Annotated in this window: 13 protein-coding genes; 6 read left to right on the top strand and 7 right to left on the bottom strand. The window is 58.6% G+C overall.

From position 1 onward, the window contains the following. Positions 1-230 precede the first annotated feature (230 nt). Both NL64_RS05740 and NL64_RS05735 read right to left on the bottom strand, forming a co-directional pair. Complete coding sequence (locus NL64_RS05740) at positions 231-545, bottom strand: SCP2 sterol-binding domain-containing protein (RefSeq protein WP_007946492.1); 315 nt, start codon at positions 543-545, stop codon at positions 231-233. 65 nt (positions 546-610) lie between these two features. Continuing rightward, positions 611-1321 (bottom strand): histidine phosphatase family protein, encoded by a 711-nt coding sequence (locus NL64_RS05735; RefSeq protein ID WP_034147184.1) that lies wholly within the window; start codon positions 1319-1321, stop codon positions 611-613. A gap of 201 nt (positions 1322-1522) precedes the next feature. On the opposite strand from NL64_RS05735, the gene sohB reads away from it, so the two are divergent. Together sohB and NL64_RS05725 are read left to right on the top strand one after the other, a co-directional pair. Further along, entirely contained in the window at positions 1523-2545 is a 1023-nt protein-coding gene (gene sohB, locus NL64_RS05730) for a protease SohB (protein WP_034147183.1), read from the top strand. A 185-nt stretch (positions 2546-2730) separates the two neighbouring features. Then, positions 2731-6627 carry a leucine-rich repeat domain-containing protein gene (locus NL64_RS05725; RefSeq protein ID WP_034147182.1) on the top strand — a complete coding sequence of 1299 codons (3897 nt, stop codon included), beginning with the start codon at positions 2731-2733 and terminating at the stop codon, positions 6625-6627. Between the two features lie 57 nt (positions 6628-6684). On the opposite strand, the gene NL64_RS05720 is transcribed toward NL64_RS05725, so the two are convergent. Both NL64_RS05720 and NL64_RS05715 read right to left on the bottom strand, forming a co-directional pair. After that, the gene (locus NL64_RS05720) at positions 6685-7179 is read right to left on the bottom strand and encodes a DUF934 domain-containing protein (protein ID WP_034147181.1); all 495 of its coding nucleotides are present in this window, start codon (positions 7177-7179) and stop codon (positions 6685-6687) included. After that, a complete protein-coding gene (locus NL64_RS05715) occupies positions 7163-8821 on the bottom strand; it encodes a nitrite/sulfite reductase (RefSeq protein WP_034147180.1) in 1659 nt (552 codons plus the stop codon). The genes NL64_RS05720 and NL64_RS05715 overlap by 17 nt, the downstream gene beginning before the upstream one ends. Positions 8822-9343: 522 nt before the next feature. Here NL64_RS05715 and NL64_RS05710 point away from each other — a divergent pair. Continuing rightward, positions 9344-10429, top strand: coding sequence for an ABC transporter substrate-binding protein (locus NL64_RS05710; protein ID WP_034147238.1), 1086 nt, complete (start codon positions 9344-9346; stop codon positions 10427-10429). A 6-nt stretch (positions 10430-10435) separates the two neighbouring features. On the opposite strand, the gene NL64_RS05705 is transcribed toward NL64_RS05710, so the two are convergent. Then, positions 10436-10654 (bottom strand): DUF2970 domain-containing protein, encoded by a 219-nt coding sequence (locus NL64_RS05705; protein ID WP_034147179.1) that lies wholly within the window; start codon positions 10652-10654, stop codon positions 10436-10438. Between the two features lie 169 nt (positions 10655-10823). Between NL64_RS05705 and NL64_RS05700 the strand changes: the two genes are divergently transcribed. Further along, on the top strand, positions 10824-17453 hold the full coding sequence (locus NL64_RS05700; RefSeq protein ID WP_034147178.1) for an NEL-type E3 ubiquitin ligase domain-containing protein: 6630 nt from the start codon (positions 10824-10826) through the stop codon (positions 17451-17453). Between the two features lie 155 nt (positions 17454-17608). Here the strand turns inward: NL64_RS05700 and metH are convergent, their stop codons facing one another. Further along, positions 17609-21319, bottom strand: a complete 3711-nt coding sequence (gene metH, locus NL64_RS05695) for a methionine synthase (RefSeq protein WP_034147177.1) — start codon at positions 21317-21319, stop codon at positions 17609-17611. Positions 21320-21324: 5 nt separating this feature from the next. Continuing rightward, the gene (locus tag NL64_RS30010) at positions 21325-21477 is read right to left on the bottom strand and encodes a hypothetical protein (protein ID WP_155292719.1); all 153 of its coding nucleotides are present in this window, start codon (positions 21475-21477) and stop codon (positions 21325-21327) included. On the opposite strand from NL64_RS30010, the gene NL64_RS05690 reads away from it, so the two are divergent. Together NL64_RS05690 and nfuA are read left to right on the top strand one after the other, a co-directional pair. Further along, positions 21476-23773, top strand: a complete 2298-nt coding sequence (locus NL64_RS05690) for a fatty acid cis/trans isomerase (protein WP_034147176.1) — start codon at positions 21476-21478, stop codon at positions 23771-23773. The genes NL64_RS30010 and NL64_RS05690 overlap by 2 nt on opposite strands. A gap of 185 nt (positions 23774-23958) precedes the next feature. Beyond that, positions 23959-24543 carry a Fe-S biogenesis protein NfuA gene (gene nfuA / locus NL64_RS05685; RefSeq protein WP_007912592.1) on the top strand — a complete coding sequence of 195 codons (585 nt, stop codon included), beginning with the start codon at positions 23959-23961 and terminating at the stop codon, positions 24541-24543. Positions 24544-24694: the final 151 nt, after the last annotated feature.

The raw sequence follows: 24694 nt of genomic DNA, 5'->3' as shown, positions 1-24694 counted from the left end.
AGTACACGACGGCGATTGAAACCGTCGTGATCGTCAGGTGGGCTCATGGCAGTGCTCCGCGCAAAAGGATCGAGGGGCAAACGGCCGATGTCTGACGCATGCGGCCAGAAGGAATATAGACGGCAAATCCGCAGGTGGTCGTTTCATGAGGCCGAAAACGACGAATCCCGCCACAAGGGGCGGGATTCGTTGGCAGGCAGGTGCGCTCCCGTAAGTCGGGAGCGACGTGCTTAGCTCGGGAACAGCTCGGACAGTTTCATCGCCAGCATCATGTCGCCTTCAGCGCGCAGTTTGCCGCCCATGAACGCCTGCATACCGTCGGTCGAACCGTCAACGATGCCTTGCAAGGTTTCGCCGTCCATCACCAGAGTCACTTGGGCGTCCGGGTTTTCGCCTTCTTGCAGCTCGCAAGTGCTGTCTTTGACGATCAGCGAGAAGTTCTTGGTGTCGTCGATGCGGAAACCGAAGACCAGGTCCAGACCGGCAGCAGCGGCTGGGTTGAACTTGGCTTTCATTGCTTGTACGGCATCAGCTACGGAGGTCATGGTTCGATCCTTTCTTGGGTAATAAAGCGCTGGGTGGTTACAGCCAGGGTCACAATAGTCCGGACTCAGCGAAACGTGATGAGTTCCGGGGCCTTCAGCAGTTGCAGGTGCGCATGACTGTTGAAGGAAGCCAGGGCCACCTCGCGTCCACGAAACTTCAGGTGGTTGAGCGAGGTGTTGACGATTTGCCAGTTCAGCTCAAAGGCCTGTTTGGCAGGCATTTGCGTAATCAGGTGGAGCAGGGCAGTGATGGTGCCGCCGGAAGTAAACACGGCGATTTTCTGGGTGTTGTCGGCCTGTTCGAGGATCCGCTGCAAACCGGCCTGAACCCGCTCGACAAAGCCCAGCCAGCTTTCCAGGCCCGGTGTGTCGTAGGTGCCGGATAGCCAGCGTTCGATGATCAGGGCGAAAATGCGCTGGAATTCGCTACGGTTTTGCGCGGCGTTGCGCAGGATGTTCAGCGCTTCGGGCTCTTCCGGCAGCATCGCCGGGAGCAGGGCGCGGATCACCGCGTCGGCATCGAATTCGTTGAAGGCGGCATCGGTTTCCAGGATCGGCACAGGCAGGCCCACCGCAGCGAACTGTTCCAGCGCGCTATTGGCCGTATGCTGCTGGCGGCGCAGATCGCCGGCAAGGCAGCGGTCGAAGCTGATGCCGAGCTCGGCCAGGTGCTGGCCGAGGATTTCTGCCTGGCGAATACCGGTCGGCGACAGGACGTCATAGTCGTCTGCACCAAAGGAGGCCTGGCCATGTCGAATCAAATAGATGCTGCCCACGTCCGCGTCATCCCGGTACGTTGAAGGTTTGGCGAGGTTATGAGGATGGCGGTGAGCTGTCAATGAAAAAACATACGCTTGTTTGAAATGCTCGTTACAGGCCTGTTGCCAGAGGTTTCGCGGCTGGTCGCAAGGCCGGCGCATGGGTATGCTGGAGGTATCCCGCGCGCGTTCGAGCCGCGCATCGTTTAAGGAGTCCCTGTGGAGTTTCTCACCGAGTACGCCAGTTTCCTGGCCAAAACCGTGACCCTGGTGATCGCCATTCTGGTGGTCTTGGCCAGTTTTGCGGCATTGCGCAGCAAAGGTCGGCGCAAGGCTGCCGGCCAGTTGCAGGTCAGCAAGCTTAATGATTTCTACAAAGGGTTGCGCGAACGCCTGGAGCAAACCCTGCTCGACAAGGATCAGCTCAAGGCCTTGCGCAAGTCGCAGGCTAAAACCGAGAAAAAACAGAAGAAACAAACCGAGGCCAAACCCCGGGTGTTCGTGCTCGATTTCGACGGTGATATCAAAGCCTCGGCCACCGAAAGCCTGCGTCACGAAATCACCGCGCTGCTGACCCTGGCGACGCCGAAGGATGAAGTGGTGCTGCGTCTGGAAAGCGGCGGCGGCATGGTGCACAGCTACGGCCTGGCGTCATCGCAACTGGCGCGTATCCGCGAGGCAGGCGTGCCGTTGACCGTGTGCATCGACAAGGTCGCGGCCAGCGGCGGCTACATGATGGCGTGCATCGGCCAGAAGATTATCAGCGCGCCGTTCGCGATTCTCGGTTCCATCGGCGTTGTGGCGCAGTTGCCTAACGTCAATCGCCTGCTGAAAAAGCACGACATCGACTTCGAAGTCCTCACCGCTGGCGAATACAAACGCACCCTGACGGTGTTCGGCGAAAACACCGAGAAGGGCCGGGAGAAATTCCAGGAAGACCTGGATATCACTCATCAGCTATTCAAAAACTTTGTTGCTCGCTACCGGCCGCAATTGGCCATCGACGATGTGGCCACCGGTGAAATCTGGCTCGGTGTCGCGGCACTCGACAAGCAACTGGTGGACGAACTCAAGACCAGCGACGAGTACCTCGCCGAACGTGCCAAGCAGTCCGAGCTTTATCATCTGCATTACGCCGAGCGTAAAAGCCTGCAAGAACGTATCGGTATGGCGGCCAGCGGTTCGGTCGATCGTCTGTTGCTGAGCTGGTGGAGCCGCCTGACTCAGCAGCGTTTCTGGTAACGCGCAAAGCTGCATCGAAAACATCAAGCCGGGGCACATTGCCCCGGTTTTTTTTCGCCTGCGAATCCTCGCTGCTTCCAACGTCCTCCACATCACAGCGAATTTTCTGAAGCAGCTCGTCGCTCATTCCTGCTGCCCCTTCGATGGCGGGTGGTTATGTTGGTTTTCCTCGACCTTGCAAAGGAATGCACATGATTAACCCTCCGCTCAATGCACCTCCGAGCCCTGCGCCAAATGTGCGAATGCCGGCCGAATTGCAATCGGCCGTGGCCGATGCGCAACCGCAAACCCCCGAGCTTTTTGGTGGGCAACTGCTCAAGAAAAAGTGGGGGCAGGACATCGATCCGCAGACTGCCCAACTCGTCACGCTGGATTACAACTACCGAGGGCACCCGCCACAGGACGGCATCCAGCAGGGCCGGATCGCCACGTCGCAAACGTTGCTCCAGGCACTGCTGTCCAACGCGCAAACCGTCGGCGACGGACGTTTTGGCGAAACCGCGTTTGGTTTGTACACGCCCCCCGACGTCGGCCCCTCGGTTCGCATCGTGGAAAATGTCGATGAGTTCGCCGACCACGGTAACGGCAACCATGACACCTATGAAGGCATCTACCGCCGCACCCAGCCACAGACTTATGGCCCTTCGACGCAAATCGCCCTGCGGCCCGCAGACTTCAAGAAATGGGTCTGGGAGCTGGAGCTCAAAAGGCACTTTCAGGAATACCTCGACCGTACCTGGCCATCGGACAAGCGCATCCTGGCACACGATCCTTACCCGCTGCGAACATCGGTAAAGTCAGCATTTGTCATTGCGGCCTGCTTGCAACGCAAGGAAAACAGTTTGGGCGAGGCAGGTCTGGCACTGGCGATGCAGGCGGCCGGACTGCCGGCCGATCAAACCTGGGGCACCCTGACCCTGGCGCAACTGCAAGCGCCGACCCACGCGATGTCGTCGATTGAGGTCAGTCGACTGAAACTCTATCGCTACACCTCGACGGACATCTGGTGTTTTTACGAGCACACTACCGGCGGTTATTTGCTGTACATCCCCGGTAATTCGTCACCCTTGCACCCTTTCACTGACATTCGAACGTTACGCAAATGGGTTGTGCAACAAGCCTCGGCGTCAGACACGAAACAGTCACTGGCTGCACACTTCGTTGAAGACGATCGTGCGGACGGCACTTTCCACGCCGGTGTCTTGACCGCGCTGGATGGCATGGCGATTTACCCCAGGCAACATCACTTGGGGAAAAATGCCGGACTGTTCAACGACGATGGCTTTTGGGATCCGCGGCAATACATTGGTTTTGATACACCGCCTCCAGGCACCGACCCTTTCGCGCAACTGGTGCTGAGCATGAAGAAGACCGCCATGGCCAGCGTCGAAAGCATCCGCGACGATGCGCAGGTCAATCGAGACAATTTGAGTGCGGTCGTCGAGCCTCTCGTCAAGTGGATCAACCAGTTTGGCCCATTGGCATTGTTTGTACCGGGTGGTGAGGGGGTGGTGGTATTGGCCGGGATCATCGATGCCGGCTATGGCGTGGCTGAGGCGGTGAATGGCAAAAGCCCGGAAGAGCGCGCGGAAGGCGTGTCACGCACGATATTCGGATTGTTCAATGCGCTGCCTCTGGCAAAAGCGGTGGCCGATCTCAACGTGGCCGGTTCCAGTGCCGAGTTATCGCATGAAGCCACGACGGTGGAGAGGTTGCCAGAGAGCAAGATTGTGCCCAGGCCGGGCGTGCCGCCGGCAGTTCTGCCCCAGACAGCCTTATCCCGTATGGAGTTGCTGCGCGGTATCTGTGCCCCCGAGGCCACCTTCAGCGATGAGCTGCTGGCGCACATTGGCCGGGTGACCACCGTCGATGACGACATGCTGCGGCTGATGCATGCAGGACGTCCACCGACGCCGCTACTGGCCGACAGCATCAGTCGTTTCAAGCTCGATCGGGAGCTTGAAGGCGTTGCTGATGCGGGCACCAGGGCTGAGTTGTTCAAACAGCGCTATCAGGCGCTCCAGCATTCAGAGCTTGAATGGGTTCGCATTTTCGAGCGCGAGTATCCCGGCCTGCCGAAAAGCGTTGTGCAGCAGATCCTCGACCGCTCCGGAGTTGATATCAACCGGTCACCTGAAGCTACCGAGGTCATACCGGTGCTCCAGCGTCTGGACAGCAAGGTGCGTCAATACCAAGAGCATTTGCGTCTTAACCGGGCATACGAAGGCCTTTACCTGCGCTTCATCGCTCATTCCGACACCAACGTCCTGGCATTGCACTCGCTGGAACGCTTGCCCGGATGGCCAAAAGGCGTGCGAATCGAAGTGCTGGATGGCTCGATCAGCGGCCGCGTGCTGGACCGTAGCGGCCCGTTCGATGCGCCGGACTGCCGTCGTTTGATCAAAACGGGTGGTCGCTATGCCGGGGCAGGTGTGGCGGACCCGGCCAAAGAAAGTACTGACCTGTTTGTGGCCCTCCTGAGTCTCTTGTCTGCTGAAGAACGTACAGCGCTGGCCTTGCACTCGCTGGATCAGGCCATTGAGTTGCGACGACTTCTCAGTGAAATGGCGCTACCGCGTTCCGGGTTCATGCTAGGACTGGGCAGGATGGATTCCGGATTGCCGTTCGACGCGCAAGGACTGCGCGGCGGTGGTTACCCGGCAACACCACAAGGTAGCGCCCTGACACAGCAGATGATGCGGATCCAGGTGCAGCACCTGTATCCGGAATTCACTGACAGCGAAGCCGATGCTCTGTTGCTGGTGGCAGGCGAGGCCGCTCAGAGACATCTGGACCGGTTGATGCAGCAGTTTCAGCAGCTTCACATTGACCTGACTGCCTGGATCGACCGAACGGCGCTGGACATTCATGCCATGGACGTCGACTTCCTGGCAGTGGGCGATGAGGGCGCTGCCGGGATGAATGCCGCGCAAGTGGCGGCGCATAACATCGGGTTGGCGCAGCATGTGATGGAGTACGAGCGAGAGACCCGCACTGAACTGGCCGACGAGTTGATTGCCATCTGGCAGAAGCGCGCGCCACAGGCCAGCAAACGTTATTCGAATGGAGTGTTTGCCGGATACAAACTGGATCTGGAGTTTGAGGAATACCACCGATTGCCCGACATGAGCGTACGGTTCAACGAGGTCATAGGTTTGTCGATGCGAGGCCTGTCTCTGGGGGCTCGTGACAGTCTCGATGCGTTTCTGGAGAGTTTCCCCAACCTCAAGGGCTTGAGCCTGGAACGTCTTGATCTGGTCGTACCCAACCCCGAGGGCGGCCTGATAGGGCTATTACCTCCCGTTATCCCGCAGATGAAACAGCTGACGGCACTCAACCTTAGAGCGACGTCCCTCGAGTTTCAGGAGAGCACCGCAGCGAAGCTCACTGAGCTGGTCAATCTGAAAGCCCTGGACCTGAGTGACAACCCGCTGAACGTGGCGCCGGTGCTGCTGGGGATGAACAAGCTGCGAGAAGTAAACCTGCGCAACACTCGAATTACAACGTGCCCGATCGGCATCATGGATGAGCCGTACCTGACGTCGCTCGACCTGCGCGACAACCACATCAGCCGTGTCCCGCAAGCTGTGTTGAATCAAGCCATAGCCCGTGGTCGCGTCAAATTGTGGGGCAATCCATTGACGGACGAAGACACGTTGTTGCGCATTGTCAGGCATCGCGAACTGACGGGAATCAACCTGTGGCTGGCTGAGCCGGGAGCCAGTTATGGCAGCGCTACCGATTGGTTGCGTGAGGGCGACGAGGCGTTGCGTCAGACGAGGGCACTGATCTGGCAGCGACTGAAGGCCAGGCCTTCGAGCACGGGTTTCTTGCGGGTAATGGACGGTCTGAGCCTGACCGCGGATTTTCGGGTCAGTTACCTGGACTTGCAGGCAAGGGTCTGGCGACTGCTGCACGAAGCGGATGCTTCAGATGAGTTGTGGGGCTGGTTGAGAAGAACATTGGAAACCACCATCGCTGATGCCGAAAACCCGTTCGTGATGTTTTCCGCGCTGGAGGACAGGGCGCGGCTCTACAGAGACTGGGTGGCGTTGGGGCGGGGCGTTCCGATAGGGAAGTAGCAAACGTTTTGTAAGTGGATGGCCTTGAACCCCGCGAAGGGGTTCAAGGCATCACGATCAACGGCGACGGAACAGCGGCAGCGGTTCGTCAGTGGCGGCCTGATAGGTCACCGAGAAGTCCTTGAGGCCCTCCAGTGCTTCGTACGGGTCTTTGTCGGGACGTACGGCAAAGGCGTCGAAACCGCAGCGATGCATGTAGAACAGCTGGTCGCGCAGCACATCGCCAATCGCCCGCAGTTCGCCTTTGAAACCATAACGGTCACGCAGCAAACGCGCGTTGGAGTAGTTGCGGCCGTCGGTGAAGGCCGGGAAGTTCAAGGCGATGACCTGGAAATTCGCCACGTCTTCACCGATTTCTTCGGCTTCTTCACCGGCGTCCAGCCAGATGCCCAGGCCGCCGTCGCGGGCCAGGAGCATGCGGCTGTGTTCGCGCCACAGTTGCAACGGCACGATGTAGTCGTCGCAATTGGTGATCTCGTCGATGCTGAAATCCTTGGGCAGCAGGTGCCAGGTTTCGTCGACGACTTCGTTGTTCTTAATGATTCGCTGCATAGACGCGTTCCTTGAAGAGGTCGATGCCAATACGCTGATAGGTGTCGATGAAACGCTCGTCTTCGGTACGTTGTTCGATGTACACGTCGATCAGCTTTTCGATCACATCAGGCATGGCTTCCTGGGCGAAGGACGGGCCGAGGATCTTGCCCAGGCTGGCGTCGCGGCTGGCGCTGCCGCCGAGGGAAACCTGGTAGAACTCTTCACCTTTCTTGTCCACCCCGAGAATGCCGATGTGGCCGACGTGGTGGTGACCACAGGCGTTCATGCAACCGGAAATGTTCAGGTCCAGTTCACCGATGTCGAACAGGTAGTCCAGGTCGTCGAAACGGCGCTGGATCGATTCGGCGATCGGGATCGACTTGGCGTTGGCCAGGGAGCAGAAATCACCGCCAGGGCAGCAGATGATGTCGGTCAGCAGGCCGATGTTCGGCGTGGCGAAACCTTGCTCGCGCAACTCGCCCCACAGGGTGAACAGCTTGTCCTGCTCAACGTCGGCCAGGATGATGTTCTGCTCGTGGGAAGTGCGCAGTTGACCGTAGCTGTAACGGTCGGCGAGGTCGGCAACGGCGTCGAGCTGCTTGTCGGTGATGTCGCCCGGTGCAACACCGGTCGGCTTCAGGGACAGGGTCACAGCGACATAACCCGGCTTCTTGTGGGCCAGGGTGTTGCGCACGCGCCAACGGGCGAAGCCCGGGTTTTGCTGGTCGAGCTCGGTCAGGGCGGCGTCCTGGTTGTCCAGAGCCTTGTAGTCCGGGTCGACGAAGTGTTTGGCGACGCGATGCACTTCGGCTTCGGTCAACGTGGTCTGGCCACCGCGCAGGTGTTCCATTTCCGCATCGACTTTCTGGGCGAAGACTTCAGGCGTCAGCGCTTTCACCAGAATCTTGATTCGCGCCTTGTACTTGTTGTCACGACGGCCATAGCGGTTGTAAACCCGCAGGATGGCGTCGAGGTAGCTCAACAGGTCTTGCCATGGCAGGAATTCATTGATGAACGCGCCTACGACCGGCGTACGGCCGAGGCCACCGCCGACCAGCACACGGAAACCCAGTTCGCCAGCGGCGTTGTGCACCGGCTCCAGGCCAATGTCGTGGACTTCGATGGCGGCACGGTCGGAGGTCGAACCGTTGACGGCGATCTTGAACTTGCGCGGCAAGTAGGCGAATTCCGGGTGGAAAGTCGTCCACTGACGAACGATTTCGCACCACGGGCGCGGATCGATCAGCTCGTCGGCGGCAACACCGGCGAACTGGTCGGTGGTGACGTTGCGCAGGCAGTTGCCGCTGGTCTGGATCGCGTGCATCTGCACGGTGGCCAGCTCAGCCAGGATGTCCGGGATGTCTTCCACTGCCGGCCAGTTGAACTGCACGTTCTGCCGGGTGCTGATGTGCGCATAGCCCTTGTCGTAGTCACGGGCAATCTTGGCCATCATTCGCATCTGGCGCGAAGTCAGTTGGCCGTACGGCACCGCAACCCGCAACATCGGTGCGAATCGCTGGATATAAAGCCCGTTTTGCAGGCGCAGGGGGCGGAATTCTTCTTCGCTCAGCTCACCTGCCAGATAGCGTCGGGTCTGATCACGGAACTGCTTGACGCGGTCCTCGATGATCCGCTGATCGTACTCGTCGTATACGTACATATAAGTCCTGTTCTCAGGCTTGGGTCGCTCGGATACAGCTGCGTTTTTGTGCTTGCTTGAGTCCGATGGAACCTCTGCAATTCTGCGCGCACGGCCGCGCACTCCCTACGGAGCCGGGGCAAGATACCAGTTTGCAGTTATGCGCAAAAGTGATGTTTGAGTATATGTAAAGAACCAAATCGCCTAATGAGAATCGTTGTTGCAAGGACCCTGTTTGTGGTGCGGGCAATCGTCGTCTTTACTGTGGTCGAGTCTTTATGCAATCACCGATAAAACCGACAAGAGGCGATGCAATGAGCAACCCAACCAAAGCGACAAAAAGCGATAGCACGGTCGATGCCTGGGCGATTCTGTTCCTGATCATTCTGGTCGTTGGTACAGCCGTATTTTGGGTCAGTCACCAATAAACGACCCCGTCCGGGCCTCGTTCTGACGATTGTCGGACAAAAACCGGAATAAACACCGTTTTGCGAAGGTTCGCTGGCTATAATGCGCGGCGAATTTCCGGGGCTCGGGCGACAAATGTTGAAGTTTCTGTGTGGTGCATTACTGGCGCTGGGTACGGTCGCGGGGCCTTGCGCCCAGGCGGAATCAGTGTTGTTCCTGAATCCGGGAACCACCAGGGAAGCTTTTTGGGTCAGTTACTCGCAGTTCATGCAGGCCGCGGCCAAGGACCTGAACATCGACCTGCGCATCCAGTATTCCGATCGCACCTCCGATATCACCATCAAGCAGGCACGCGAAGCCCTGCTGGGGCCAAACCGACCCGACTATCTGGTGTTCGTCAACGAGCAGTACATCGCTCCGGAAATTCTGCGTCTGGCAAAGGGCAGCGGTGTGAAGCTGTTTCTGGTCAACAACGCCCTGACCGTGGACCAGATGCACCTGCTTGGCGCACGCCCGGACAAATACCCTGATTGGGTGGGCAGCCTGGTGCCCAACGATGAAGAGGGCGGGTACCTGATGCTCAAGGAGCTGATTCGGCTCCATCCCCCCGTCGCCCCCGGACAAATGATTGACCTGGTGGCCTTCTCGGGATTGAAAGTCACCCCGTCCGCGCAGTTGCGAGAGAAGGGCATGCGTCGCGCGTTGGCCGAACACCCCGAGGTGCGCTTGCGGCAATTGGTGTACGGCGGCTGGACCCGGGAGCGCGCCTATGAACAGGCCAAATTGCTGTTCAAACGCTACCCGCAGACCTCGCTGGTCTGGACGGCCAATGACGAAATGAGCTTCGGCGTCATGCAGGCCTACGAAGAAACCGGTGGCAAACCCGGTAAGGATGCGCTGTTCGGCACCATCAACAATTCACCCGATGCCTTGCACGCCTTGCTGGAAAACCGACTGAGCGTGCTGCTGGGTGGGCATTTCAGTCTGGGCGGCTGGGCGTTGGTGCAATTGCATGACTACGACCAGGGTGTCGACGTCAGCCAGTACGGCGGGCGTGACCGGCAGATACCGTTGTTGCAACTGATTGATCGGGCACAGGCCAAGCGCCTGCTGGCGATGGGAGCGGCACAGGACTTCGGCGTGGACTTTCACAAGCTTTCCGCCAAGGGTCGGCCAGTGTCGTATCGCTACCCGTTCAACCTGCAAACCCTGATGCATTGACTCGTTTCAGAGCCCGGCCAGCATCAACACCAGTTTGACGATGCCGAACAGCGTCAGCGCGAATATCGCCGTGAACAGAATCCCCAGAATAACGAAATGACTGGGCTTGCCGTGGGTGAAATCCCGCGCGCGGTTCTTCCCGCTCTGCACACCGAACGCCGCCGCCATGACGCTGTGCAGCATTTGCCAGAAGCTCGGCGGCTTGTTGTCGACTGGATCGTCCATAAATCCCCCGTCTCAAAGTTGGTCTACAGAGCATAGCCAATCCGATGGTTCGCGCCGTGACCGGAGCTGAAGCAATTGGTAACTCACCCTCCTTGATGCGATAACTATGTACCGCAGCTGCGGCCCGTTGAAATGATGTTCTGTCGCTCCACGTGTCAGGAGAGACAGTATGTCCACACAAGTATTGGCTGCAGGAAAAAGCAGCATTCATGGCGAGCTTCTGGAGCAGCTAACGCCTGCTTGGCTGATTGAGGCCACGCCGGCAAGGCGCTCTGCGTTGAAAGCATCCAGCATCCGCCTGCCGGACTGGTATCGGAGTGCATCCATTAAGCAACAGACAGCACTTAGAGACAGCTTTCACGCCAGTTTTACCGCCCAGACCCGACTGGACAAAACGATGTCGACGCTGCAAGACATCGACACCTTTGCCGCGCTGTTACTGATCAAGGCCCTGAAGGACCGGTTCGGAGTCGAAGCAGACGTCAACAAAACCTATGTGTGTCTGCGACGGCCTCTGGCAATTGGCGCCCTTGAAATCGAGGTTTCGACGTTCGAGGTCATGAAACTCTCGTTGTTACAGGCGGCGCTGCACAACTTCGAAGCGTCCGAATGTGAGCAGGGTGCCTATCATGCCCAATCCGGGTTTGTCGTTGAAACGTCGACCCCAGGCGTATTTGAGGCGGTCGCTGTCAATGTGACGGTCAGGCAGCTCCTTACGCTCTGTCGCACCCTCGACATTGGCCAGCAGTATCAAACTTACTTAAAAACGTTTTTCCAATCAGCGGATGCCAAGGCTGAGGACACGCTTCGCCAGCAGTTCATTGCCAGTCAGAAAGCCGCATTGAGGTCAGCCGCCGACATTGCAGTGTTGAAAAAGGATATCGAACCCAAGGATCACGAGATGATCCTGTCGGTTATCAATGGAGAAAATCATCCCAGGCAGGGCAACAAGCAAGTCTGGTTTCGTGATTTGAGTTTGATGACGCGCAGGATGACCGGCTGTGTCGTATTCGGTATCTGTGAGAAATATCGCTACACCGATGAATTCATTGTTTACGTTCCCCATGATCCGGAACATCCACTCAAGCGTTACACGCCTGCACAGATGCGTGAAGAGTTCAAACGTCAGTTTACGGTACGGGATAAGTCGCTACCCGAGGCAGCCGCGCCGAGTGGGCATCAGCGGTTTTTCAGCCAGTTCGTCGCCTACGCCGACCGTCCTTACTACTTCAGCCAGTTCACTCGCGAAACCGTGGACGCTCCGACTGACCCGTTGCGCTCTATATGGGTGAAAGTCGCTCAGCTCATTCCCCTGGTCTCTAACGTCAGTCGTATCAAAGAGCTGCCACCCGAGCGCCAAGGCAAACGGGAGCCGGAAGACAACCCATATCTCAATCCCGTTGAGATTCTTCACAAAGGGTCTGCAGGTATCTGGGCTGACAACGTCGATCTTTGGGCTTATCTCTACGAACAGAATCGCGACAAGGTAATCGCCGATGCGCGTAGCCACGCAGCCCCCACGGCTGACGTGGATGCGAAGGTTCGCGTGGAAAAGCTCAATCACCTGCTGGAAATCTGCATGCTCGGTTTGAACATGGTGTCGATGTTCGTACCGGTGCTGGGCGAGATCATGATGACGGTCATGGCCGCTCAACTGCTCTACGAATCCTTCGAAGGAGCGATCGAATGGAGTGAAGGCGACCGCATCGCGGCCAAGGCGCATTTAGTCGACGTCGCGGAAAACCTGGCATTGATCGCGGTGATGGCAGGTGTGGGCCACGGTTTCGGCAAACTGGCGGCGGTCAAGCCTGAGCCTGTAATCGAAGGCCTGGAACCGATCAAGCGGTCCAATGGTGACAATCGACTGTGGAAACCGGATCTCAAGGCCTATGAAAGCGATGTGGTTCTGAGTCGCGACACCATTCCAGACGCACAGGGCCGCTTTCGGGTAAAGGGCAAAACGTACATTCGCCAATCGGGCAAGGTCTACGAAAAAGCCTACGATGGATCGCTGAAGAAATGGCGCATCAAACATCCCACCGATGCGCACGCCTGGCAGCCGATTCTCGAGCACAACGGGCATGGCGCGTGGCGTCATACTTACGAGCGTCCGTTGCAGTGGGATCGGCTGACGTTGTTGCGGCGTATAGGCCATTCGACGGACGCGTTGACCGACGAGCAACTGCTCAAGATCGCCGATGGCTGCGCTGTCGACGACAATGCCTTGCGCAAAATGCACGTGGACCATTTACCTCCACCGCCCGAACTGGCGGATGCTCTGGGGCTGTTCGCGGCGGATCCAGAGGGGGCTCAAATCATTGAGCACGCCGCTAGCCGGCAAGCCATCGACAGATTGCAAAGAGAGTGTCCCGGGCTGAGCAGATTCGCCGCGCAGAGGGTCCTGCTCGATGCCAATGTCGAAGAACTGGCGCGGCTGAAAACTACGCGCAGGACTCCCTTGCGGATGCTCGAGCAAGCCCGCTGGTACGCGCAACGGGGCCGTCAGAGTCGTGCTTTCGTCGATCTGCAAACACATCGAATGGTTTCAGCTGACAGCAAATGGCTGGCGCTGCATGCGCTGGAAAAACTGCCGGGCTGGTCCGATGAAGTACGTCTGGAAATCCGTGACGGGCACGTTGAAGGGCCGCTGATCGATGCCATTGGTAGCGAGACTGCGGCCAGTCGCAAGTACCTGGTCAAGAATGGCCCTGCCTACCAAGCGTTTGACGAGCGTGGAGAGGCGCTCAACAGTGTGCCGAGAAATGGCGATAACTTTTTCTCCTCGATCATGCATGCGTTACCGGATGAGTCTCGCCAGACGCTGGGCCTTCCACACGTTGGGCAAAGTGGCGATCTGCAAAGGGCGGTCATCGACTCGGCTGTTGAACATCGAGCTGAACTGGCGCAACGACTGCAGCAGCGATTCAGCGGTAACAAGGTGTTCAAGCCGCCCGTACGCGTTACAGAGCGTACGGTGGGTTACTACGCCAGTGGGCGTGGCCAGGGCTTGAATCCTTCGCTGGTGACTCGCGTGCAGGATGTTTATCCGGGGCTCACCGATCAGCAAGCCAACGGCTTTATCCTGAATCAGTTACGGGCAGGAAAAACCGACGCCCAGATTTTTGGCTTGTTGCAATCTCGCCTGCGTGAATGGGAGCTGCTGGAGTCGACGCTCGATCAATGGGTTGGCGAGTCCGCGCCGGAATCTGTTTTGCAATCCATGCTGGGCGGCAGGCCTTCAGTTGCACGTAATATCAAGGAGTGCTGGCGCAATGCTCCGCTGGTCGGGGAGCCACTGCGCTTCCGGTGGCTCGACTTGACCTGTGACGACCCGTTACCGCCGCTGTCTGCGGATTTTTCTCACGTCCGCGAGTTGAGTCTCAGAGGGCGATTCATCAACGATGCCAGTATCGATGCCTTGCTTGGCTATTTTCCCGAACTCGAAGGGCTGGGGGTCAATGCGACCGGTAGTGGATTCACTAACGTGCCACAGAAACTGGGTGCGATGCCGCGCCTCACCAAGTTGAGCCTGTATTCGGCCGAACCCTTCGCCGAGCAGATGCCAACGCAGTTGAGTCAGTTGACGAACCTCGAAGAGCTCAACGTTTACACGCCGGGTTTCACGCCGATGGCACTCGATCTGAGCCGTATGCGCAATCTGCGCAGGCTTGGGATTACGGCCAAGGGGCTGCTGGAGTGGCCGGTCGGAGTGATCGACTTACCGAACCTTGTGCGATTGGATTTGAAAGGCACTGGAATCAGTTCATTGCCCCGCGCCCTGTTCGAAGGGCATGAGCCACTGTGGTCAGGATTGTCCCTGGAATGGTCGAACTTTTCCCGCGAAGAATTCAAACCCGCCTATGAGTACGTCAAGAATCATCCAGAGCACCTTGTCGACCTGGAGGAAATGGTCAGGGGCTATTCCGAAGCTGAACTGGCGCGACTGGCCGAGGGCGTAGGCGGAGCGTTCCACGCGGTGCCAGACAGTTTTTTTGCGCAATGGCAGGGAGCGCAGGCCAGGTTCGAGGCGGTGGAAGCCTTGAGCGAGCAGCATCGCCTGCTTGATCTCCAGTTGAATCGGTGGACAGGGCAGGGGATTCAGGCGGGATTGGATTTTGATGAGGTGATCAAACGATCAATGGCGACGATTGCTATTCGAACCAGTTGGCGAAACGGCGCATTCAAACGTTACACCTCGATGGCGGATGTTTCGGTGCTGGAACTGCCGAAACTTCAACTTCGAGCGCTTCCGGAATTGTCCGCTGGCGCTTTCAACCATGTGAAGACGTTGTATTTGACCGGGACGCGAGCGACTGCGGAAAAGCTGCAAGGTTTTGTTCGCGGATTTACCGAGCTGCAGACGCTGGACTTGAGTGGCAACGGGTTGACCGAAGTGCCGATAGCGCCTGGCGATCTTGCGAAGTTGACCCGTCTGGATCTCTCCGGTAATCAAATCGTTGTCAGCCCTGGCGTGCAACAGGCGTTCGACGGTTTGAGTGCACTTGAGTCTCTGGACTTGAGCCATAACCCGCTGAACTCGCTGGACGTCAGTGGTATGGAGCGTCTCCAGGCCCTGAATTTGCAGGCGACGGGGCTACATGAGTGGCCGGCAGGGGCACAAGATCTGCCGCAGCTGAACTGGCTGGACTTGCGTAACAGCAAGATTTCCGCCTTGCCGGAAGCGGTGCTTGAGAACGATGTGCTGATCAAGGTTGATCTGACCGGCACGCCATTGACGCCGCAAGCTGTGTCAGCACTCAAAGCGGCTCGGCAACGCATCGAAATCGCTAAAGGGCTGCCCGCCGGAACCCTTGAAACGTTCGCTCTCGAGCCGGTGCCTTCGGCTTTTCCTCCGGCGGAAAGCGGCTATTCGATCGCTCGTCATTTGCTGCCGCTGTCGCAAGTCCCTGCGGGCGAGGGGGCGGGGAATTTTTCACAACGTTTGCAGCGTTTGAACCCGTCGCTTGCCGACGATGATGCCTTACAGGTGATCGAGCAGATCCGTGGGAGCGGGGCGACTGACCCGCAAATCAACGCACGGCTGGCTGGATGGGAGCACACCTTCGAATCGATGACGCGGCGATTGAATGGATGGCTGTTTACGCGACAATCGCGCGGAGCTGGCTGGGTGATGTCGTCCAAGAGCCGCCGGTTGGGAGCCCTGCGGGTTCTCGAATGCTGGCGCGAAGGCTTGACCGCCGCCGATGGTGTTGCGGACTCGGTGTTGAATCTCAATGGCCTGCAACTCGGTGAGCTCCCCGAGCTGCCATTGGAGTTTTCCCATGTGGGTACATTGAACCTCACCGGTACAAGGATTTCCCCGCACGGCTCCGACGGGTTCCTCAAGGCGTTTACCCAGGTGAAAAGGCTGGAGCTCAATGGCAATGACCTGGAGACAGTGCCGGAGCCTGTCCTGTACATGGACAAACTTGAGCGGCTGGAACTCTCCGCCAACCGCCTGAGCGACGCCGAGCACCGATTTGCCTCATTGAACCGGCTGGAGCGATTGACCTGGCTGGATCTGGGGTACAACGACCTGGACGCCTTTGATATCGCCATTTTCGAGCGGCTTGAGACGCTGGATCTGCGCAACAACAACCTGACTGAGTGGCCGGAAGGTGTACTGGACGCTTCCCAGCTGAGAACGATGAATCTGAGCGGTAATGACATCTCGTCCATTCCACCTCTGGCTTTCGATGGCAGTCACGATGTGCTATTGGCCGGCACTGACCTGAGCGACAACTACAACCTGTCCCGTGAAAGTCTTGAACGCCTCAGGGACTACCGCGAGAGTTCAGCGAGCGAAACGGTACTGGGGCTTTCGCGCTCCGACCTTGATGACTTGATCGAAGAGGCTAATGGTGAGGGCGAAAGCGAAAGCTCCAGCATCGAGCCTGATGAAGTGCTGCCTGAAGCAGAGGTCGGTCCTGAAGAGCTGGCACCGTGGTTGGCCAATGGCTCTTCCGAGGAGTTGGCCAGTAAAACGCGAATCTGGAATCAACTGGCGGCTGAACCGGACAATACTGCATTTTTTCATCTGCTTTCGCGCCTTCAGGACACGCAGGAGTTCAGGGTGGCGAATGCCGATCTGAGTCGCCGCGTGTGGATGGTGTTGGACGCTGCTGCCAGCAACAGTGAGCTAAGAAAAATCCTGTTTGATAGCTCCAGTTCCCATGGCACTTGTGTCGATGGTCGAATCCTCACCTTCAGCGGCCTGGAAAGCAAAGTGTTCCTACACAATGCCTTGCTCGATGTCCCTGCCGGGCGGCTGTCCGTCAAGGGCGCGCCACTTTTGACATTGTCCAGGCAACTTTTTCGGCTGGACAAAGTGGATGAGCTGGCAATAAAAGCCGCTCGTCATGCCGGTCAGGATCAGGCGGAGGTGCGGCTGGGTTATCGAATCGGTCTGACGGGGGGATGGAGCGACGGTCTGGAACTGCCCGGCCAACCTAAACACATGACCTATGCCTCGGGTGTCACTCGCACGCAGCTGGACGAAGTGCGTCTTGCAGTAATCAATGCGGAGCGTGGCGATGGTTTTTTTGAGGACTTGATCCAGCGTGACTACTGGAAGGACTACCTCGAGGAGAAATACCCTGACGTGTTCAGAGCGCTTGATGAAGCGGAGGCTGGAGAGACGATTGAAGATGAAACGATGAGTGCCGATGATCCGGTATATGTAAATCGGCTGGTCAATAACCAAGTAGCGCGCAATGAGAAGTTGATCGAGCTGTCTCGAAAAGAGGTTGCGGAGATTGAGTCGACAGCCAGTGCCGCCGGCCCATCCATGACGACGTAAAGCTAACCCCGGCGCTAAGCGGCCAAGGTCCCTGTAGGAGCTGCCGCAGGCTGCGATCTTTTGACGTTGATTTTTAAAAAGCCAAGATCGCAGCCTGCGGCAGCTCCTACAGGCCACATGCGTGTTTCTGCAGGAGCCGGCTTGCTGGCGCCAGGTCAGTTGTCGTAACCCAGGTTCGGCGCCAGCCAGCGCTCGGTCACGCTCAATTCCTGACCTTTACGCGACGTGTAGCTCTGCACCTGATCCTTGTCGATCTTGCCCACGGCGAAGTATTGCGCCTGCGGGTGAGCGAAGTACCAGCCGCTGACCGCTGCCGCCGGGAACATCGCGTAGTGCTCGGTGAGGAACACGCCGCTGCGGCCGGCGCGCATTTCCTCGGCTTCTGGATCGAGCAGGGCAAACAGCTGGGCTTTCTCGGTGTGATCCGGACAGGCCGGATAGCCCGGAGCAGGGCGGATACCGCTGTACTGTTCCTTGATCAGTGCTTCGTTATCCAGCACTTCATCCTTGGCATAACCCCAGTAGTCTTTACGCACCTGCTGGTGCAGCCACTCGGCGCAAGCCTCGGCCAAGCGGTCAGCCAGGGCTTTGACCATGATCGAGTTGTAGTCGTCGCCAGCGTCCTGATAGGCCTTGGCCACTTCTTCGGCGCCGATGCCGGCGGTGGTGATAAAACCACCCACGTAGTCGGTGAGTTCGCTGTCCTTGGGCGCGACAAAGTCGGCCAGGGAGAAGTTCGGCTTGCCGTCGGTCTTGATGTTCTGCTGACGCAGGTGATGCAGCTTGGCCAGTGGCTTGCCGTCATCGCCGTACAGTTCGATGTCATCGTCACGCACCTGGTTGGCCGGCCAGAACCCGAACACTGCACGGGCGCTGATCAGTTTCTCGTCGATCAGCTTGGCGAGCATTTCCTGGGCATCGGCGTACAGCGCCGTGGCGGCTTCACCCACCACTTCGTCCTGAAGGATGCGCGGGAACTTGCCGGCCAGGTCCCAGGAGATGAAGAACGGCGTCCAGTCGATGTACTCGGCCAGCACTTTGAGGTCGATGTTATCCAGCACTTTGCTGCCGGTGAACGTCGGCTTGACCGGCTCGTAGGTGCTCCAGTCGAACTGCGGCTTTTTCGCAATGGAGGCAGCGTAGCTCAGGCGTTCGGTACGGGCGCTGCGGTTGGCGGTGCGCTCGCGGACTTCGACGTATTCCTCGCGGGTTCTCTCGACGAAACCGGCCTTCAGTTCCTTGGACAGCAACTGCGTGGCCACGCCGACAGCACGGGAAGCGTCAGTGACATACACCACCGCGTCGTTGCTGTACTTGGGCTCGATCTTCACCGCTGTGTGCGCTTTGGAAGTGGTCGCGCCACCGATCATCAAAGGCAGGTGGAAATCCTGACGCTGCATCTCGCGAGCGACATGGACCATTTCATCCAGCGACGGCGTGATCAGGCCCGACAGGCCAATGATGTCGCATTTTTCGTCCTTGGCGACCTGAAGGATTTTCTCCGCCGGTACCATCACGCCGAGGTCGACGATGTCGTAGCCGTTGCAACCCAGCACCACGCCGACGATGTTCTTGCCGATGTCGTGCACGTCGCCTTTTACCGTGGCCATGAGGATCTTGCCCTTGGCTTCCGGTTTGTCGCCTTTTTCCAGTTCAATGAACGGGATCAAGTGGGCCACGGCCTGCTTCATGACGCGGGCGGATTTCACCACCTGCGGCAGGAACATTTTGCCAGCGCCGAACAGGTCGCCGACGATGTTCATGCCGGACATCAGCGGGCCTTCGATCACTTCGATCGGGCGGGCGAAAGATTGGCGGGACTCTTCTGTGTCTTCAACGATGTGGGTGGTGATGCCCTTGACCAGCGCATGTTCCAGACGCTTGTTGACGTCCCAGCTGCGCCACTCTTCGGTCTCGGCTTCCTTGACGCTGCCGTCGCCCTTGTACTTGTCGGCGATGGCGAGGAGGGCGTCGGTGCCTTCCGGGGTGCGGTTGAGGATCACGTCTTCCACGGCGTCGCGCAGTTCTACCGGGATCTGGTCGTAGATCTCCAGTTGCCCGGCGTTGACGATGCCCATGGTCAGGCCGGCGCGGATTGCGTACAGCAGGAACACCGAGTGGATCGCCTCGCGCACCGGGTTGTTACCACGGAACGAAAACGACACGTTGGACACGCCGCCCGACGTCAGGGCGTACGGCAGTTCGTCGCGGATGTAGGCACAGGCGTTGATGAAGTCCACAGCGTAGTTGTTGTGTTCTTCGATACCGGTGGCCACGGCGAAGATGTTCGGGTCGAAGATGATGTCTTCCGGTGGGAAGCCGACGTCGTTGACCAGAATGTCGTAGGAGCGTTTGCAGATTTCTTTCTTGCGCGCTTCGGTGTCGGCCTGGCCGGCTTCGTCGAACGCCATGACCACCACGGCGGCGCCGTAGCGCTTGCACAGTTTGGCGTGATGAATGAACTGCTCGACGCCTTCCTTCATGCTGATCGAGTTGACGATGCCCTTGCCCTGAATGCATTTCAGGCCGGCTTCGATCACTTCCCATTTCGAGGAGTCGATCATGATCGGTACGCGGGAGATGTCCGGTTCACCGGCAATCAGATTGAGGAAGGTCACCATGGCCTTCTTCGAATCGAGCATCCCTTCGTCCATGTTGATGTCGATCACCTGGGCGCCGGCTTCGACCTGCTGCAGGGCGACTTCCAGGGCTTCGGTGTAGTTGTCTTCACGGATCAGCCGGGCGAATTTGGCCGAGCCGGTGATGTTGGTGCGCTCGCCGACGTTGACGAACAACGAGTTGCGATCGATGGTGAACGGTTCCAGACCCGAGAGGCGGCAGGCCTTCGGGATTTCCGGGATTTCGCGCGGCGCATAACCGGCCACGGCTTTGGCGATGGCTTCGATGTGGCCCGGCGTCGTACCGCAGCAACCGCCGACGATGTTGAGGAAGCCGCTTTGGGCGAATTCTTCGATGACTTTGGCGGTTTGCGCCGGCAGTTCGTCGTACTCGCCGAATTCGTTCGGCAGACCGGCGTTCGGGTGCGCAGATACGTGGGTGCTGGCCTTGTTCGACAGCTCTTCCAGGTACGGGCGCAGTTCGCTGGCGCCGAGGGCGCAGTTCAGACCGACCGAGATCGGCTTGGCGTGGGCCACGGAGTTCCAGAAGGCTTCGGTGGTCTGGCCGGACAGGGTGCGGCCGGAGGCGTCGGTGATGGTGCCGGAAATCATGATCGGCAATTCGATGCCCAGTTCTTCGAACACGCCTTGCACGGCGAAGATCGCGGCTTTGGCGTTCAGGGTATCGAAAATGGTTTCGATCAGGATCAGGTCGGCGCCGCCTTCGATCAGGCCTTTGGTGGCCTCGGTGTAGTTCTCCACCAGCTCATCAAAGGTCACGTTGCGGTAGCCGGGGTTGTTCACGTCCGGGGACAGCGAGCAGGTGCGGCTGGTCGGGCCGAGCACGCCGGCGACGAAGCGCGGCTTGTCCGGGTTCTCGAGGGTTTTCGCATCGGCGACCTTGCGCGCCAGGCGAGCGCCTTCTACGTTCAGTTCGTAGGCCAGTTCTTCCATGCCGTAATCGGCCATGGAAATACGCGTAGCGTTGAAGGTGTTGGTTTCCAGAATGTCGGCGCCGGCATCCAGATAGGCTTTCTCGATACCACCAATCACATCCGGGCGCGTCAGCACCAACAGGTCGTTGTTGCCTTTGACATCGCTCGGCCAGTCGGCGAAGCGTTTGCCACGGTAATCCTGCTCTTCGAGCTTATAGCTCTGGATCATCGTGCCCATGCCGCCATCGAGAATCAGGATGCGCTCTTTGAGGGCGTGCTTGAGAGCTTGAAGGCGAACGCTGCGATCGGACATTTGGACTACTCGGTAAGGCCATGACGAAGGGCCGGGATAATAGCAAACCTGTGCGCTTTTAGAGCATGTTCGCCTTTTGCATGAATATCGCTCATGTTGGTGGGGCGTGCGGAACGGTAGAATCGCGGCGTTTTTTCAAGGATCAGGATCAGGGACATGTCGTATCGCGTCGTCATCAGCAGCGTGTGGCTGTTATTAAGCTGGGGCGCGGGTGCGCAAACCCCTGAGATTTCTCCTGCTATTTCCTACACCCGCGACATTCAACCGATCTTCACCGAAAAGTGCGTGGCCTGCCACGCCTGCTATGACTCCGCCTGTCAGCTCAATTTGGGCAGTGGCGAAGGGGCAGCGCGTGGTGCCAGCAAAACCCCGGTCTACGACGGCGATCGCCGCAAGGCCGGCGCGCCGACCCGGTTGTTTTATGACGCTTTCGGCAAGCGCGCCTGGCAGCAGAAGGGCTTTTACTCAGTGCTCGATGCCCAGGGCAGCCAAGCCGCGTTGATGGCGCGCATGCTGGAACTGGGTCATCAAACTCCGCTGCAACCCAATGCCAAATTGCCCGAAGACATCGTGCTGGGCCTGAACCGCGAAAACATGTGCGCCATGCCGGCGGAGTTCGACGGCTACGCCAGTTCTCACCCGAAACAAGGCATGCCGCTGGCAGTCACCGGCCTGACTGATCAGCAATACCAGACGCTGCAACGCTGGCTGGCTTCCGGTGCGCCGATCGATGAACAGGGTCTGGTGCCGAGCGCGAAGGAAGCGTTGCAGGTGGTGCAGTGGGAAAACCTGCTCAACGCACCGGGCGCCCGCGAGAGCCTGGTAGGGCGCTGGTTGTTCGAGCACTGGTTTCTCGCGCACGTCTATTTCAAGGACGGCGAGCCGGGACATTTCTTCCAGTGGGTGCGATCGCGAACCCCGACCGGTCAACCCATCGACTTGATCAACACCCGTCGGCCGAATGACGACCCCGGCACCCAGGTGTATTACCGCTTGTGGCCGGTGCAGGGCGTGATCGTGCACAAGACCCACATTACTTACCCGCTGAGCGCGGCGAAGATGGCCCGGGTCAAGAGCCTCTTTTATAGCGGCAACTGGCAAGTCGACGCCTTGCCGGGCTACGGTCCGGAACGCCGGGCCAATCCATTCACCACCTTCGAAGCGATTCCGGCCCAGGCGCGTTACCAGTTCATGCTCGATAATGCCGAATATTTCGTGCGCACCTTTATTCGCGGCCCGGTTTGCCGGGGGCAGATCGCCACCGACGTGATTCGCGATAACTTCTGGGCGCTGTTCCAGGCGCCGGAGCATGACCTTTACATCACCGACCCGAACTATCGCGGCCAGGCCACGCCATTGCTGGCGATGCCGGGGCAGAACGACGACGTTGGCAGTGTCCTGACCCTGTGGCACGACTACCGCGACAAACGTAACGAATACGAAGCCCTGCGTCGGGACAGCTACGCCGATTTGCCGCCACCGAGTTGGTCGAGCCTGTGGGCCGGTAACGACAACGCACTGCTGAGCATCTTCAGGCATTTCGACAGCGCCGTCGTGACCAAGGGTCTGATCGGCGACGTGCCGCAAACGATGTGGCTGTTCGACTTCCCTCTGCTGGAACGTACGTATTACCAATTGGCGGTCAACTTCGATGTGTTCGGCAACGTTTCCCATCAGGCCCAGACGCGCTTGTATTTCGACCTGATCCGCAACGGCGCCGAGCAGAACTTCCTGCGCCTGATGCCGGCGGATTCTCGCGAGGGTTACCTGGATGACTGGTACCAGGACGGCGGAAAATTCAAGATGTGGCTGGACTACGAGTCCATCGACGACGACACGCCGACCGCGCTGAAGCTCAATGAAAAGGACCCCAAGCGCGACTTCGCCCTGCAGCTGCTGGCGCGTTACGGCGACCTGAACGCCAAGCCTGATCCGATCAACCGCTGCGACGGCGCCTATTGCTCGCGTCCGAACATCGACCCGGACTTGCAAGCAGCCGAACAGGCCTTGAGCCGCCTGACGTCGCGTCCGGCGGCTGGACTCAAGGTCATCGATCAATTGCCGGAAGCGACCATGCTGCGCATCGAAACCGCGAGCGGCAAGCGTGTGGTCTACAGCCTGTTGCGCAATCGCGCGCACAGCAATGTGGCGTTCCTGGTCGGCGAGTCGATGCGGTATCAGCCGGGCCTCGATACGGTCACCATTTTCCCTGGGGTTCTCAGCAGTTACCCGAACTTCATGTTCAATATCCCCGCCGATCAAGTGCCTGATTTTGTCGACGCGATGGAAAACGCCAAGGATGCGAACCGTTTCGAGAAAATCGTCGAACGCTGGGGCGTCCGGCGCAGCCATCCGCAGTTCTGGCAGTACTTCCATGATTTGAGCCGCTACATCCACGAAACCGACCCGGTGGAAGAGGGCGTACTCGACATGAATCGCTACGAGAACCTCTAATCACGCTACCCTTGTAGGAGCTGCCGCAGGCTGCGATCTTTTGATCTTAAAAAACAAGATCAAAAGATCGCAGCCTGCGGCAGCTCCTACAAGGGGATCGTCGGAATCTTTCCCGACAAAAATACTAGGACTTTGTCCGCGGCGATGATTGGCGTAAACTGCGCCCAAGCCTGCGAGGAGTTTCCATGACCGCTATTACCATTACCGACGCCGCCCACGATTACCTGGCTGATCTGCTCTCCAAGCAGAACACCCCGGGCATCGGCATCCGCGTCTTCATCACCCAGCCTGGCACCCAGTACGCCGAAACCTGCATTGCCTATTGCAAGCCGGGCGAAGAGAAACCTGAAGACACCGCGCTGGGGCTGAAAAGCTTCACCGCGTACATCGACCATTTCAGCGAAGCTTTCCTGGACGATGCCGTTGTCGACTACGCCACCGACCGCATGGGCGGCCAGCTGACCATCAAGGCGCCAAACGCCAAAGTGCCGATGGTCAACGCCGACAGCCCGGTCAACGAGCGCATCAACTACTACCTGCAAACCGAGATCAACCCGGGGCTGGCCAGCCACGGCGGTCAGGTCAGCCTGATCGATGTGGTCGAGGACGGCATTGCCGTTCTGCAGTTCGGCGGCGGTTGCCAGGGCTGCGGCCAGGCAGACGTGACCCTGAAGGAAGGCATCGAGCGCACCTTGCTCGAACGTATTCCCGAATTGAAGGGTGTACGTGACGTGACCGACCACACGCAGAAAGAAAACGCTTACTACTAAGGCGTTCGCTGCGAACATAAAAAAACGGCACTGTGGCGAGGGAGCTTGCTCCCGCTTGATGGCGTAGCCATCACAATACAGCCGATGCATTTTCCCGTGATGAATGCGTTGGCTGATGTTGGGACCGCTTCGCGGTCCAGCGGGAGCAAGC

Origin of the sequence: Pseudomonas fluorescens (assembly GCF_000802965.1) — a bacterium.
Taxonomy (GTDB): domain Bacteria; phylum Pseudomonadota; class Gammaproteobacteria; order Pseudomonadales; family Pseudomonadaceae; genus Aquipseudomonas; species Aquipseudomonas fluorescens_A.
The sequence above is the reverse complement of the archived record's forward strand: the minus strand, read 5'-3'. Positions and strand labels throughout refer to the sequence as shown.